Here is a 15,381-nt window from a genome sequence, read left to right as displayed (position 1 = left end):
CTCACGCGACCAGAAACTCTAGAAACTAAACTTCCCCGACATTACGCCCGCCGCCGGATTTTCCAGGAACCCGGAAAGGCTGAATCCCTTGTTTCCTGACGCCGAAAACTCCAGACGGATCGGAATCGGGTTCGCTCCCTCGTAGATCGGCTTCACCGAATACTGCACGATCTCGCCCGCGTCCACGGCGTCGTAAATGGGCTGTTCGACCATATCCCGCATCCATGGCGAGTTGACAGGATTCTGTGTAAGGGTTACCAGGTTATAGCGAGCCAGAGGCCCCTTGCCCGCTCCGCCAAGCCGGTTGGCCAAAAGGTGGCCGCGTGCTTCGTTGTAGTCGTTCCCGTTGCCCCGCCACCCCGGCGGACGCGTACCGCCGGCCTCAGTGCCTGTGTCCAACATTGACCTGTCCAGCGACGCGTGAGCACCCTGTGGGCGTCCCAACTCGTCCAGCCCCTCATAACGGACGCTCCCGCCATGGCTGTAGCGATCGCCATCGCAGTTGTGGACGAGGACCGGCGTGCTGCCCGCATCCACGTAATAGGTGTGCAGGCTGCCGATGGTGAGGTCGTATGTCGTGGTGTTCGCGTGGTACAGGCGGACACCAGTGACCTCGGTGGTACCGGTCGGAGTCCGAAGGACGTCGCCGGGCTTCAGGGCCTTCGCCTCGACGAATGCCGATCGGGTCTCGTCGTAGAACGGGTGGTGGAACGTCGTCGTCAGCTGCCCGCCCTGGTCGCCCGACGTCTCCCCGGCAACTGCCTTGCCGCTCTGCCCGGACGCGGCCGAGGACAACGCTGCGACCGTCTTGGCCACCGGCTCCTGACCGGAGCCGTGACCGTGGCTCGCCGCCAGTGCGCCCAGAACCGCAGCCGAGGCCGCCAGTCCGAACGCCGCCTTGCGGGCGACCTTCTTGGCCAGGGACTTCGCCCCCGCCTTCACACTGTGCTTCGCACCGCCCTCAGCCGTTGCCCTGACGGTCAGATCAACGAAGTCGTGGTCCGTGTGCGTCACGATCACCGCGGTGACCTTGTGCGCCTGTGTACCCGCCACGCCCGGCACCGAGTTGGCGATGGTGTCGCCCACCTTCACCTGGTCGATCGCCTTGGCCGTACCGTCGGCCATCAGCACCCGGGTGCCGGCCGTGAAGCTGTGACACGTTGTCTTGGACTGCGACTGACTCCTCGACCCCGCCGCCTCCGACTCCGCCGTAGCCGCCGCCTCGTCCGTGGCATCCGCCGCCCCGGCCTCCCCGGCCTCCGCCGCCTTCCCGAACAGTCCGCCGACGACCTCCATGGCCTTCGGCGCCGCCTTGGCAAGGAGCTTGCCGCCCAGGGAACCCAGGGCGCCGCCCACCGCGCCCGTCACCGCGCCCTCGACCGCCGAGCCCGCGAAGGCTCCGACGCTGCAGTCGCCGCCGCCGTTCTGGGCGCACTTGAAGCCCTGTTCGACCAGGGATCCCGCCGCACCCGCGAGCGCCGCGCAGCCGATCGTGCCGACGCCCGCTGTCGCCGCCTCGCAGCCCGCGAAGACCACCGTCGAGACCACGATCGACGTGATCGCCGCCGCGTGGTGCTTGACGAACTTCGCGGTCGACTTCACCGCCTTCACCGTGGCGTGGTACGCGGTGCGTGTCGCATGGGCGACCGCCTTCGCCGCCTTCTTCACGGCATGCGCGACCTTGTGCGCCGCCTTCTTCACCGCGTGGACCACGCGGTGCACGGCCTTCGAGACCTTGTGATACGCCGTATGCACCGCATGGACCGCCGCGTGATACACGCGTTTCACATGCCGGACGGTGTAGTGGTACACCCGCCGCGTCACCCGCACCGTCGCCCGGTACACGTCCCGCACCCGGTGCACGACCTTGTGGGCCGCGTGCTTGACCGCGTGGACGACCTTGCGCGCCACGTGCTTGGCCGCGTGGTAGACGGCCTTCGCGACGTGCTTGACCTTCTTCGCCACGTGCTTGGCGGCCTTCACCTCGCACGAGCCCGTCCACCAGGAGCAGTGGCCCGACTCGTCCGTGCCCACCAGCGGGTTGTCGTCGACGTAGGCGAACGGGTTCGCCGCCGCCGAGTCCGGCATCGGGTTCGGCGAGACGCTGTCCTTGTTCAGGAACTCGCCCGTGTTCGGGTTGTACCAGCGTGAGGCCGTGCCCACGTCACCCGTGCCCGGTTCCGTCCAGCCCGACTGGAAGCCGAGATGGCCGATCAGTGACGCGACCGCCGTCACCTTGCCCAGCGGGTCGTACGTCGCCGAGCCGGACAAGGACGTCGCACCCGACGTGAAGGTGCCCACCACGTCGTCGTGCAGGTCCGTCAGGGCCAGGGCCCCGGTCGACGAACCCGACCCCTTCACCCCGACCAGGCCGCCCGACGGGTCGTACGTGTACGACGCGTCGCCGTCCGTCGCGATCGTGTTGTCCGCGCCCGAGTAGGCGAAGGTCCTGGTCGTGGCCCCGCTCGTGTCGGTGTCCGTGATGTTCCGGCCGAGCGCGTCCAGCGTGTACGACTGCGTGCCGGCCACGATCTGGTCGCCGAAGGCGTCCGTCTTGAAGGCGGCCGTGCCGCCCGCCGTCGACGACTCCTGGGTCATCGTGCCGCGCGCCGAGTACGTGTACGAGTTGGTGCCGTCCGAGGTCAGCTGGTCCCGGGCGTCGTACGTGTACACGTCCGAGCCGACCCGCACGCGGTTGCCGGAGGCGTCGTACTGGTACGCCGTCGTGGCCGTGCCGTTGTTCCAGGAGGTGAGGCGGTCCGACCAGTCGTAGGTGTACGTGTTCGACGACGCGCCCGTCACACCCGCCGTCGTCTTCGACGTCAGGTTGCCGTTGTTGTCGTAGCCGTAGCTGAAGCTCGACAGCGTCGACGCGCCCTGCACCAGCACGTCGCTGGTCAGCTCGTGCGCGCTGTTGTAGCCGAAGGTGCGGGTCTGGCCGGTGCTGCCGTACTTGATGGTCTTGACGTTGTTCAACTGGTCGTACGTGTACGTCAGATGGGTGCCGCTCGCCGCGTCGTCCAGGGAGGACAGCCGGCCCGCGGTGTCGTAGCCGTACGACTGTGTGCCCGCCGCGTCGGTCCGCGAGAGCATCGAACCGTCGTCGTTGTACGTGAAGCTCGACGAACCCGCCGAACCGGAGGCCGTCAGGACGTCGCCGCGGTCGTCGTACGTGAACGAGTCGCTCGTGGACGCCTGGTAGTCGATCGCACCCGACGTGCCCGCCGTGTCCGTGGCCGCCGATGTGACCCGGCCGTCGGCGTCGTAGGAGAACGTGTGCTTGGCCGTGGCGGCCTCCGCACCCGAACCCGACATCGTCTTCAGCTGGTCGTTGGCGTCGTACGTCATCGACGTCGTGACCCCGCCGGGCGCGGTGGCCGAGGTGACGTTGCCGTCCGCGTCGTAGGCGAAGGTCGTCGTCGAGTCCGCGGCCGTCGTGTACTGCGAGGTCGTCGGCTCGATCACCTTCTCCTGCTGGCCCCACGGGGTGTAGCTGTAGCGCCAGTTGTTGCCGCGGCCGTCGGTGAAGCGGGTGCGGTTGCCGGCCTGGTCGTAGCCGAAGGACGTGGTGATCGAGGTCGTCGCGTCGACCGGCTCGACCTGCTGGGTGATGGTGCCCGCCGCGTCGTACGTCCAGCGGGTGGTGTGCTGGTTGGCGTCCGTCGCCGCGACCAGGTTGCCGTTGCCGTCGTACTGCTGCGAAGTGCTGTACAGCAGCGTGCCGTTCGAGTCGTAGCTGCGGGTCGCCGTCGGGTCGTCGTCGACGTTGTAGTCGGTGACCGTGTAACTGCCGTCCGCCAGCGTCGTCCTGGTGTTGTTGTCCTCGAAGTCGTAGGCGTAGGACGTGGAGTTGCCCGCGCCGTCGGTCACCGAGGTGACGTCACCCGCCCGGTTGTAGGTGTACGACGACTTCACGCCGCCGGGGCTCGTCACCGACGCCACGTGCGCGCCGTACGGGTTGCCGGTCGTCACCCCGTACGAGTAGTTCGTCGTCAGCGTGCGCGTCGACGGATAGCGCTCCAGCGTGGTGGAGGTGACCTGGCGGCCCAGGAAGTCGTACGTCGCCTGGGTCTGCGCGCCCGTGCCGTCCGTGGCCGTGCGCTGTTCGCCGTTGGCGTCGTAGGTGGCGTGGATCTTGGTGCCGTCGGGGGCGGTCGTCTGGGCCAGGTCGCCCATCTGGTCGTAGAGGTAGGACGTGGTCCTGCCGCCCGGCGTGGTCTCGCTGGTCTGGTTGCCCTCGCTGTCGTACGTCCAGACGGTCGTGCCCGCGTTGGGGTTCGAGGCGCCCGCCGGGGTGTACGACGGCAGGGTCTCGCTGACCTTGTTGCCGTCGGCGTCGTAGGCCGTGGTGGTGACCAGGCCGTTCGGGTCCTTCTCTGCGACCGCCTCACCGAAGGTGTTGAAGCCGCTGTAGGTGACCGGGCGGACCGTCGCCGCGTTGGCGGCGATGCCGTCGGGCTCCGCCTGGACGGCCGGGGCCGTGGTGGCCACCAGGTTGCCGGCCTCGTCGTAGTCGTAGTTGGTGGTGTGCTGCTCCGGGTCCGTCTCGGAGGTGGGCAGACCCCGCTTGTCGTACGTGTACTTGGTGGTCTGCTGGTCCGAGGAACCGACCGTGCCGCCCGAACGGCCCTTGCCGTAGAGGGAGTTGATCTCGCTCGCCGACAGCGCCCGCTGGTAGGTCTGGACGTTGCTGACCGCGCCGTTGACGGCGTTGCTGACCGCGCCGCCGGCGGTCTTCGCGCCGCCGATGGACAGCGGTCCCGAGCCGGTCCACGGCGCCGGGTTGCTCGCGGTGTCCGCGAGGGCGCCGTTGACGTACAGGCTCATGGTGCCCGTCGACTGGTCGAAGACGCCGACTAGATGGGTCCAGGTGTTCAGCGCGGGGGCGCTGGAGGCGTAGGCGTTGTAGTACGCCGACGGGGTGCCGGAGGAGTCCTCGCTCGGTGAGATGAGGCGGAAGACGCCCTGGCTGGAGGCGTACTGGAGGTAGAAGGAGGAGCGGTTGGTGCCGCCCTGCGAGACGAAGGTCCGGAAGGTGGACGTGTCGGACAGCTTCACCCACGCCGAGACGGTGTAGGAGGCGCTGGTGTCCAGGACCGGGCTGTTGGTGGCGATGATGTCGCCCGCGCCGCTGGTGTCGCCGCTGAACTGGGCCGCGTCGTCCGACCAGTTGACGCCCGCCCCGGCGGTCGCCGTGTTGCCCGTGCCCGACGCGTCGGTGACGCTGCGGCCGCTGGTCTGGTTCAGCTTCCACCAGCCGGCCGGGTGCCCCGAGGCGTCCCCGTACAGCGTCTCGCTGAGCAGGTTGCCCATGTCGTCGTACGTGTCGGTGGTGGTGCGGTCGTAACCGGTCGCGTCGTGGTCGTTCTCGGAGGCGACCTGGTCGTCCGGGGTGTACGAAACCGTCGACACGCGGTCGACACCCGTCGGGTCGACGGTCGTCGAGGTCGTCCGGTCGGAGGCGTCGACCGTGTAGTTGGTGACGTTCTCGCCGTTGTCGGTCGTCTGGGACAGCAGGTTGCCGGCCGCGTCGTAGGTGTCCGACTCCAGGGTGTAGGTGCTGCTGCCGTCCGAACTGGTCCTCTTCACCGTCGCGGTGAGGCCGTCGTCGGTGTAGGTGTACGCCGTCTTGTTGCCCATCGCGTCGGTGATCGACGCCAGCCGTCCGGCCGGGTCGTAGGCGCGGGAGGACTCCACGAGCGAGGTCGCGGTCTGCGGGTTGACCGGGTCACCCGTGTACATCAGCGCCTGCGTGAGCAAGTTGCCGTTGTCGTCGTAGGTGTAGTCGGTCTCGTTGCCGGCGCTCGTCACCTCCTTGGTCTTGTTGCCGGAGGTGTCGTAGGAGTACGTCGTCGTGTTGCCGTACGAGGTGCCCGCCGCGACGTTGGCGTCGGACTCGGTCAGCAGCCGGTCGTAGGCGTCGTAGGTCTGCGTCTCGGTGCGCGAGGCGTCGCCGCCGCTCGCGTCGGAGACGGTCTGGGAGAGGACGTCGCCGTCGTCGTCGTAGACCGTGCTGGAGACCGCGGAGTGCGTGGCGCCCTGGACCCGGTCGGTGATCTGCGGGTCGCTCTCGGTGGTGACCTGGCCGTTCTTGTCGTAGGTGTAGGTGGTCGTGAGCCCGTTCGGGTAGGTGTCGGAGACGACCTTCTGGGTCAGGACCTGGCCCACACCGTCGTAGGTGTACGAGGTGACGAGGCCGATGGCGTCGGTGGTGGAGGCGACGTCGCCGTTGGCGAAGTAGGAGACCGTGTTGACCGCGCCGCCGGGGCTGACCGTCTTCACCGGCAGGCCCTTGGGGACGACCCCGCCGTCGGCGGACGGATAGGTGCTGGTGCCGTCGCTGTAGACCGTGGTCGTCGCGCGGCCGCTCGGGAAGCCGGGGACGGCCGGGCCGGTGACGACGGTCTGGTTGCCCGCCGAGTCGTAGGTGTACGACGTCAGGTAGGTGTTGTCGGTCGCGGACGCCGAGCGGCCGTCGCGCTCGGTCAGCAGCTGGTCGTTGCGCGGGTCGGCCGTCGTCAGCTGCGCGGTGGTGTCGTCCGGGTAGTACGAGTAGTACTCGGTGTTGCACTTGTTGGCGATCTGGTCCTGGCAGTTCGTCGACGAGACGATGTTGCCGCGGACGTCGTGCCCGGTGGTGGTGACCGCGCCGTTGGGGTCGGTGACCGTGTGCTCGAAGCCGGCCGTGTCGTAGCCGAAGCTGGTCTTGTTGCCGAGGCCGTCGGTCTCGGTCAGGGCGCGGTTGCCGTTGTCGACGTCGTAGGTGTACGTCAGGGTGGACGTGGTCGGCGAGGTCACCTTGACCGTCTCGACCGGGAGCAGCCCGCTGGAGTTCTTGCCGGCCTCGACGTGCGCGGCGACGTCGGCCGCCGTCAACGCCGTGTGGTAGAACGCCGCGTCGGCGATGGAGCCGGTGAAGTGGCTGACGTCGCCCGGGGAGTCGAGCCAGCTCTTGGCGAAACCGGCGCCCAGGTAGAGGTGGTTGTAGGTCTGGTCGGCCGGGGTGCCGGAGTAGCTGGACTGCTGGACGCCGTCCAGGTACATGGTCTGGGTGGCGCCGGAGGCCGTGATGGCCACGTGGTGCCAGGTGTTGTCGGTGACCGTGCCGGTCGAGCCGAACGCCGTGGAGCCCGAGCCGCTGCCCGAGTAGAAGTGGCCGTGCAGCTTGTTGTCGCTGCCGACGTACAGCAGGGGCGCCCAGGTGCCGGACGCGGCGGTCGCGCCGGATATCGTCGCCGACTGGGCACCGACGATGACGCCCTGGCTCGCGGTCTTGAACCAGAGTTCGAGGCTGCGGTCACTGGTGCCGAACTGCACCGACTTCGGCAGCTCGACATAGGAGGCGCTGCCGTCGAAGCTCGCGGCCTTGGCGTCGCTGAACGGGCCGGTCGCGCCGAGCGTCACCCCGCTGTAGGTGCCGTCGCCGCCGTGCACCTCGTTGACGGCCGTGGTCGCGCCGGCCGCCTCCCCGAGCCGGTAGTAGCCGGCGGGACCGCCGCCGAGCACCGCGCCCCGGTAGGTCTGGCTGGAACCGGCGACCGTGGGCACGGCCAGCTTCCAGACGCCGCCGTTCTCGTCGGTGAGCTGGGTCAGCGCCGTGGTCGCCGGGTCGTACGTCATCGCGGCGAAGGTCTTGCCGGACGGCCGCTTGACCGAGGTGAGCAGGCTCGCGGAGTGGGTGCCGTACTGGTAGAGGGCGTTGACGTCGGCGGCGACCAACGGCCGCCCGTACCAGGCGACGTCGGCGATCGAGCCGGTGAAGTAGGTGGCGTAGCCGGTGCCGTCGCTGGAGCTGCTGTGCGGCTCGTCGGGCCAGCTGCCGCCGAGGAAGCCGGTGCCGAGGTAGTTGAAGACCTGGTTCTTGCCGAAGGCGACCGCGCTCTTGATGGAGACGGTGCCCGAGCGCGAGCCGACCTTGGTGTTGTCCAGGAACAGCGTCTGCGAGTTGCCCGCGGCGCTGAGCACCACGTGGTGCCACTTGCCGTCGGCGACGGACGCCGAGGAGACGATCGGGTTGACGCCGCCGCTGTACCAGAACTCGGCGTTCAGCTTGCCGTCGGTGCCGACGTAGATCGACGGCGTGTAGAAGCCGGCCGCCTGTCCGGAGCCGATCGGCTGGGAGGCGTAGGAGTAGAGGACGCCCGGCCCGGCCGAGGTCTTGAACCACAGGGAGAGGGCGCCCGAGTCGGTGTCGTTGCCGGTGTTCTTCGGCAGCGCGACGTCGGAGGTGGTGCCGTTGAAGGAGGCCGCGGTCGAGGAGGACCCGGTGAGCGGGCCGGCCGCGCCGAGCGTCACGTTCTCGTACGTGGCGTTCTTGGTGCCCTCGTTGGCGAGGACCGCGTCCTTCGCGGTGGTGCCGGAGCTCTCGGTGAGCGGCCAGGCGGCGCTCGGGTCGAGGTCGAGGGAGGCGTTCTGGTACTGCGAGCCGGTCGTGTAGCCGTACGTCGTGCACTTCGTCGTCGACAGGGGCGCGCACACGGTCGTCAACTGGTCGCCCGTGTAACCGTAGTTCCAGGTCAGTACGGTCGTGGAGTCGCCGTTGGTGACCGGGTCGGTGGTGACGGTCGCGACGTGCGCGGCGAGGGCGCCGCTCGGCGTGGACCAGGCGAAGTTCAGGGAGCGCCCGGAGACCGCGGACTTCATCTTGGTGACGTGTCCGCTGGTCCACGTCAGGTTGATGGAGCGGCCGTTGGCGTCCGTGACGGTCGTCAGGCCGTAGCCGCCCGAGCCCAGCGAGGTGGTGAAGGCGTAGACCGTGTCGTCCTTGTCGGTCAGGCTGTAGCCGCCGGTGACCGTCTTGAACGTGGCCCAGCGGCCGGTGCCCGGCGCGAAGGTGCCGTCGCTGTTCTTGCCGTAGCCGACCTGGGAGCCGTCCGGATAGGTGACGTTGACGCCGGTGACGGTCCCGGCGCTGTTGTACTGCTCGGTCGCGCGTGAGTCGAGGATGGACGACCAGCCGGCGCCGAAGGCTCCGGTCCAGCGCGGGTCACGGGAGTTGTAGTCGCGCTCGACGTCCAGGGACGGGCCGACGGTCGAGATCGAGGCGTCCGTGTCGGAGGTCGTGTAGTTGCCTATGGAGGCGTCGAATCCGTGGTCGCTGCTGTTCTGCGACAGGCCCGAGGTGATGACGGGCTGGGGCACCTGGACGGACAACTCGTAGGGATCGGCGGGTGAATAGAGCCCGGTCGTGGAGTCGTACGCCTGTACTTCCCAGTTGTAGTTCTTGCCCCAGGCGAGCTTGCCGGCCGGCACGGTCCAGTCGCCCGTGGAGACCAGGCCCGAGTCGGCGACGAGCGCGTTGTTCGCGTCGTAGACCTTGAACTGGTACTGGTTGCCGCTGCCGCTGGTGGAGTTGGCGCCGCCCGCCCAGGCGGTGAGCTCGGGGGTGGTGGTGCCGACGACCGCGTTGTCCGCCGGGAACTGCTCGTAGAGCTGCGGGGCGGTGTTGCCGGTGTAGGTGACCGTGATGTACGGGCCGAGCGAGGGGTCGTTGAAGGAACCGAACTGCTTCCAGTGCAGGGCGTCGGTCGTCGACGCGTACACCGCGAGGCCGTAGTCGGCCGTCGTACCGCTGAACCAGCCCTGGATCGCGGAGGTGGACAGCGAGACGCTCACCCAGTCGCCGACGGTCCGGTCCGCGGCGGTGTTCGCGCAGGCGGTCGGGACGCTGGGGGTCGCGTTGCCGATGGAGGAGCCGTAGGTCGGGCCGGGGTAGGAGGTGACGCCCTCGGGCGTCCAGGCCTTCGTCACCAGGGCGACGTCGAAGCGCTCGGCGGTGCAGGTGGAGGCCCAGGTGTCGAACAGGTGCAGGGTGGCCGCGGTGACGGTCGCGCCGCTCGCGTCCCAGGCGGTGTCCCAGTGGTTGACGTAGCTCGCCGCGGAGTGCGTGCCCGAGTCGTACGAACCGACCTTGATCGTCTGCTCGTAGGAGTGGTCGCCGGCCGCGCCGGACTCGGCGTAGGTCGTGGTCCAGCCGTCGGTGACGGTCGGGTCGACGGTGACCGGGAAGACGCGGTGCGCGTCCTGCAACCAGGTCTGGTCGAGGGTGATCTTCAGCGCGTAGCCGCCGCCCTGCCGCACGAGGGTCGTGGTCACGTCGTGCGTGGTGGCCGGGTCACCGGAGCGCGGGTCGACCTTCGAGTCGTACGCGTACGACGAAGGGATGCGCTCGACAGTCTTGCCGGCGGCGTCGCGCAGCACGATCGAGCCGTCCTTGTGCTGGACGGGGGTGAGGCCCTTGAGGTGGAGCGGGAAGGTCCAGGAGTTCGCGGCGTCCGCCGAGTGCAGGACGACGGCTTCCTTGACGCCGGTGGCCGTGGGGGCGACCTGGAGATCGGTGTCGGCGAGGACGCCGGTGTAGGTGACGCGGGAGCCGTCGGCCGTGCCCTTGACGGACTTGGCGCCCTTCAGTTCGTAGGCGACGGAGTGCTTCTCGTCGGGGGCGAGGGAGACGAGGTCGGAGTCGTCGGCCTTCGCGGCGAAGTCGACGCCGACGGAGTTGGCCTTCTCGTACCAGCGCCCGTCCGGGCCGGCCCGCACGTCCACGTCGATGGGCGCCCATCTGCCCTTGCCGACCTGGTAGTTGACGGTCGAGGGATAGATCCGTCTGGTGGTGGACCCGTCGGCGTTGTCGTACACGGTGTCCGTGCGCGAGGACTTGGCCGCGTCCCGCTTGCTGGTCTTGGCGTCGAAGACACCGCCGCCGGCGCTCTTGCCGCGCTTCACGGTCGCCCGGTGCGCCTTGTACGTGGCGAGTTCGCCCTTGCCCTTGCCGGGCTTACGGCCCGTGCCCCGGTGCGCCTCGGTGGCCTGGGCAGAGACGTGGTGCCGCTTGCCGGCGGCGGTGCCCGACTTCTCCGCGGGCAGCCGGCCCCAGTGCGGGTCCTGCAGCCAGGCCGTGAGGGAGGACAGGCTCGGCAACGAGACGTCCACGGCGTGCAGTTCGGCGCCGGTGGCCGCCGCTGTCTGCGTCGTCCACATGAAGGCGAGCGCCGTGAGCACGAGCACCGCGACACCTCGGCGGGAGCGCCGTGGAGGGCGGGTGGAGCGGGCACGGCTGAGGGGCCGGATGCGCACGGCGGGGACTCCAACACTCGGATGAGCACAACAGGGCAGGCCACAGCGTCAGTTGGCGAACTGACAGAGTGATCACAGAAAACGGAGAGATCTTGCCTGTTGTAAACAAAGAGTGAATAGAGCAAAGGAGCTATCTTGAGCCGAGCTTGACCGTTCCTTGCTGAACCTGTCCGATTCGCTTCGCGAGCCCCTTTGCTCCTTTCGGAAGTCTTTGCGATTTCCATGACGGATGCGAAGACAGGCGCGAAGGCGTGAGCGGATCAGACCCTCAAAGGCGGTGCCGCATCCACACATTGGGCTCGACGTAGACGGCGTAACCCCGCTCCGGTTCGCAGCGCACCGGCACCAGCGCGCCCGGCACCTCGATGTCGCCCCGGGTGTCGAAGGGCAGCCCGGTCCAGCCGCGCCACTCCTCCAGGGAGGCGGCGACGGTCATGGAGGCCGGTGCGACGCGTTCGACGGTGGCGCCGGCGCGGGCGTGGACGCGCAGCCACGGGTCGTGCGGGAGGCCGTCCTCCCGTACCCGGCGGGCGTACTCCTCGATCGGGGTGTGGGGTTCGAGGTGCTTGGCGCTCGGGCGGACCGGGGCGACGACCTCGGTGAAGCCGTGGGCGCGGGCGCCCGCCCGCATCGCCTCCAGCATGCGGCCGGAGAGGCCGAGGCCCTGGGCGTCCGGGCGGACCACAATCGAGATGGCGCTGACGGTGTCGGGGCGTACGCCGCGGCGCAGGTCGGCGAAGGCCCAGACGAGGACCTGGTCCCAGCCGCGGTCGGGCAGTTCGCCGCGGCCCTCGGTGTGCAGCCGGAAGGGCACGCTGTAGGCGTGGGCGAGGATCTCGCCGCGCTCGTTCTCGGCGAAGAGGACATACTCCGGGAACTCGGTGGGGATGCGGCCGTAGTGGGAGTTGCCGACGGGGTCCTCGGTGGTGAACGTCGCCCAGCTGTCGGGCATGTCGAGCACCGCCCCCAGCATCTCGGGGCGGGCGGCGAGACTGGCGACCTTCAGCTCCATGGGGGTCACGGTAGGCGCGCGCCCCGCCCCCGGAAACCGCATTTCCCGCCGCCGACCCCCAGGACCGGCCTGTCCGCCGCCAGCACCGGCCTGTCCGCCGTCAGCCGGCGTGGAACCGTGCCGGTGCCTCCGTCGGATTTCCGCCGCTGGGGAGCTTCTGCCCCGGGCAGGTCTTCAGCACCTTCTCCATCGCGGCCTTCTCGGCGGTGGTCACCCACAGCTGGTACTTCTTCTTCACGGCGACCTGCGCGGCGACGTAGGTGCACCGGTAGCCCTTGTTCGGCGGCAGCCAGGTGGCCGTGTCACCGTCACCCTTCGACCGGTTCGTACTCGCGTCGACGGCTATGAGATTCAGCGGATCGTTGGCCAGCGCTATCCGCTTGCTGGCGTCCCAGTACTTGGCGCCCTTCTGCCAGGCGTCCGAGAGCGCGACGACATGGTCGATGTCGACCAGACTGCGCCCGCGCCGGTACGTGACCTCCTTGCCGGAGTAGGGGTCCGACTCCAGTACGCCGTACGACACCTTGCACGTGCCGCCGGTGAACTTCACGTCCTCCAGGTCCCGTTTCAGTATGTCGTCACGGGTGTCGCAGGAGTTGGAGTCGGTGTCGGCCCACGCGGTGCCGAACTGTTCGCGCGAGTACCCCGTCTTCGGCGCCCGCCCCTTCACGGTCAGCGCCTCGGCCGCCGTGAGCGCGGCCCCGCCGCCCCCGGTCTCCTGCGGCCCGCCGGACCCGGTCTTCGTCTCCGCCTTGCAGCCGGCCACGGCGAACACCAACACGACGGCGACCGCGGCCCCGCCCCTCAGACGCACCACGATGCGTCCCTCCCCTTGCTTCCCGGTCCGCCCCCGCAGGGTGCGACTTCCCTTGTACGACGCCGCGCACACCGTAGCGGCAGGGCGCACGGGGTCACTCAGGAGGTCCGGTCGCCACCACTTCCGGTGTGCATTCCACGCATATCGGCCGTATCGTCGTTGCTGAGTCACTCCGGAAGGAGCTCTGGATGGGCATCTTCGACAGGTTCAAGAGCAACCGCCAGATGCAGGACAAGGCCAAGGACATGTCCGACATGGCGGAGAAGAAGGTCAACGAGAGGACGGGCAACAAGTACGAGGGCCAGGTCGACCAGGCTCAGCAGAAGATCGAGGACCAACTCGGCATGGACCGCGACCGTCCCGAACAGCCCTAGATCCGGGGCCCCTCGAAGACTCCCTCTCTGCCGTGTTCGCATCCAGCCCCACCCCGCTGACGCGCGGGTGGGGCTGGGGCCTCAGTCGGCCGGAACAGATGCGGGGACGGGCAGCGGATGCCGCACCAGCCACTCCTGGAACTCCCGATGGCGGAACTGGTACGTGACGCCCGAGGCACGCATCAGGCCTGCAACCACGCACCAGTCGAGGAATCTCGCCAGCCGGAGGGGGAGGCCGGGTGTCAGCAGGAGGCAGATGCCGTACTCGACCCACTGACAGCAGCCTGCGAGCGCGAGGGCCCCCAACGACACGACCGCGACCAGTGCGTTGCCCTGCTCGTTCCACGACAGATAGACGGCGAGGAGCGTGCAGGCTGTCCCCGTCATCGCGACGACGCCTCCACGAACCCATCCTGAGGGCCCGACGGCCGCTACGTCGAGCCACCAGATCGCCAGGACGACGGCTCCCGTCAGGAGCCAGGGTGCCAGGGGTGCCTGAGTGGCCCACTGCCCCAGCCCGCCCACCGATCGTGGTGCGACCAGCATCGTCCAACAGAGCGCCACAGCCCCGCACTTGACCAGCATCCAACGCCGTGGGCCGCGTCCGTTGAGGGTAAGTCTGATCCCGACCCGCCACAGGGGGCTGCCGAGCGGAGGCACGTACCAGGCCGTCCTGAATCGGCTTTCGAGCCTCTCCGACAGCACGATCGCCGGTGAGAGGACCGCCGCGGCCAACGTCACGGCGACCGTGGCGGGGTCGAGGCCGTCGGAGATGACCAGAAGCCAGAGGGATGCCACCGAGCACGCGGCGACCAGCCCGCGCAGCACGTTCCGCGGTCGACGGCCGCCCAGCTGCCCGCTCAGGTTCCGCAGACTCAGATCGGTCTGCGCCCCGTCCGCCGAGTCCAAGGCCCGGGCGAGTACGGCCAGCCTTCGGTGCACCTCCTCGGCCCGGGCCCCTCTCGGAGCGTCCCCGACCGAGTCCACCGCCGCGTCCACATAGCGGCGCAGCAGGAGATCCGCCGTCTCACCCAGGCTCGCAGCGGCAGGCAACTCCCCCGGATCGCCGTCCCGTTCGTACACCGTGGCCACCAGCGTCAGCCGCCACGGTGTGGACAGCGCGCGGCTCACCGCCCCGCCCGGCGCGGTGCGCAGCTCGTTCAGCAGCGGCTGCCAGACGGCCGGTCTGCGGGCAGCGCCCCGCTGTTCGAGGAAACGTACCGCGCGTTCGGCGGTGACCGCGTCGATCTCGATGCGCGCCGCGTCGAGAATGTGGTCGGCGTCGGCCTCGAGGGCGTCGTACCGGCTCGTACGGCAGGTCAGCACCAGGGGCGCCGGCTCCGTGCCGTCCTGGTGGCGTGCCAGGGCTTCCAGCGCCACACGCGCGCGTGACCGGTTCGCCGGGGTGTCCGAGGCGTCCATCTCGTCCAGTCCGTCAAGGACCGGCAGCACCATCCGCGCGTCCACGACCTTACGGGCGGACCTCAGGGACAGACCGTAGTCGCGTTCCAGATGGCGGGCGATCCAGTCGCCCACCTGTTCTTCTTCGTCCCAGTCGGCCAGCGCCATGAGCACCGGTACGGGTTCGTGTTCGGTGCGTGTCCTGTTCAGCTCCATGACGAGCTTCCAGGCCAGCACGGTCTTGCCCGCTCCCGGCTCCCCGGTGATCACCAGGCGTCGCGGCCGAAGGGCACGGTAGTCCTCGACCACGCGCTCCAACTGGCCCTGCGGCGTGGGCGGAAGAGCTGCGGCGCGCGCGTTCGCGTACGGCCGGAAGGTGAACGTCACGTCGATCGCCGTCAGATCGCCGCCCAGCCTCTGCAGCCACGTGGCTTCGCCGACCGACCGCACTTCCCTGGCGAGTCGTGCCACCGCCGCCTCTTCGTCCTCGTACGCACCCGGACGTGCCCACAGCGCGGCGACCACGGCCAGCACCAGCGCGGGCAGCCCGACCACCATGGAGACCAGCCCGCTGCGGTCCGACACCCCGAGCGGGCCGTGCGCACCCGCCAGGGCGTAGGTCATCGCTCCCGCGACCAGCGCACAGGTCGCCACAGTCCAGGCGACCTTGTGTCCGCCTCCCCCGACAGCCATGAACCCAT

5 protein-coding genes are annotated in these 15,381 nt (G+C 69.2%); 1 reads left to right on the top strand and 4 read right to left on the bottom strand.

All coding sequences use genetic code 11. The features are described 5' to 3' along the window. Nucleotides 1-18: 18 nt before the first annotated feature. The 3 genes from MQP27_RS15690 to MQP27_RS15675 all read right to left on the bottom strand — a co-directional run bounded on the left by MQP27_RS15690 (nt 19) and on the right by MQP27_RS15675 (nt 12,905). Nucleotides 19-11,007, bottom strand: coding sequence for a LamG-like jellyroll fold domain-containing protein (locus MQP27_RS15690; protein WP_308289933.1), 10,989 nt, complete (start codon nt 11,005-11,007; stop codon nt 19-21). Nucleotides 11,008-11,344: 337 nt separating this feature from the next. Further along, entirely contained in the window at nt 11,345-12,088 is a 744-nt protein-coding gene (locus MQP27_RS15680; RefSeq protein ID WP_242765742.1) for a GNAT family N-acetyltransferase, read from the bottom strand. A gap of 100 nt (nt 12,089-12,188) precedes the next feature. Beyond that, a complete protein-coding gene (locus MQP27_RS15675; RefSeq protein WP_242765740.1) occupies nt 12,189-12,905 on the bottom strand; it encodes an HNH endonuclease family protein in 717 nt (238 codons plus the stop codon). 188 nt (nt 12,906-13,093) lie between these two features. Between MQP27_RS15675 and MQP27_RS15670 the strand changes: the two genes are divergently transcribed. Then, nucleotides 13,094-13,279: an antitoxin gene (locus tag MQP27_RS15670; RefSeq protein ID WP_242765738.1), complete on the top strand. Its 186-nt coding sequence runs from the start codon at nt 13,094-13,096 to the stop codon at nt 13,277-13,279. Between the two features lie 81 nt (nt 13,280-13,360). Here the strand turns inward: MQP27_RS15670 and MQP27_RS15665 are convergent, their stop codons facing one another. Continuing rightward, a complete protein-coding gene (locus MQP27_RS15665) occupies nt 13,361-15,373 on the bottom strand; it encodes an NACHT domain-containing protein (protein ID WP_242765736.1) in 2,013 nt (670 codons plus the stop codon). Between the last annotated feature and the right edge of the window lie 8 nt (nt 15,374-15,381).

The sequence above is a fragment of the Streptomyces cylindrosporus genome, from assembly GCF_022698165.1.
In the GTDB taxonomy this organism is placed as follows: Bacteria; Actinomycetota; Actinomycetes; order Streptomycetales; family Streptomycetaceae; genus Streptomyces; species Streptomyces cylindrosporus.
This window is presented reverse-complemented; position numbering and strand designations above follow the sequence as displayed.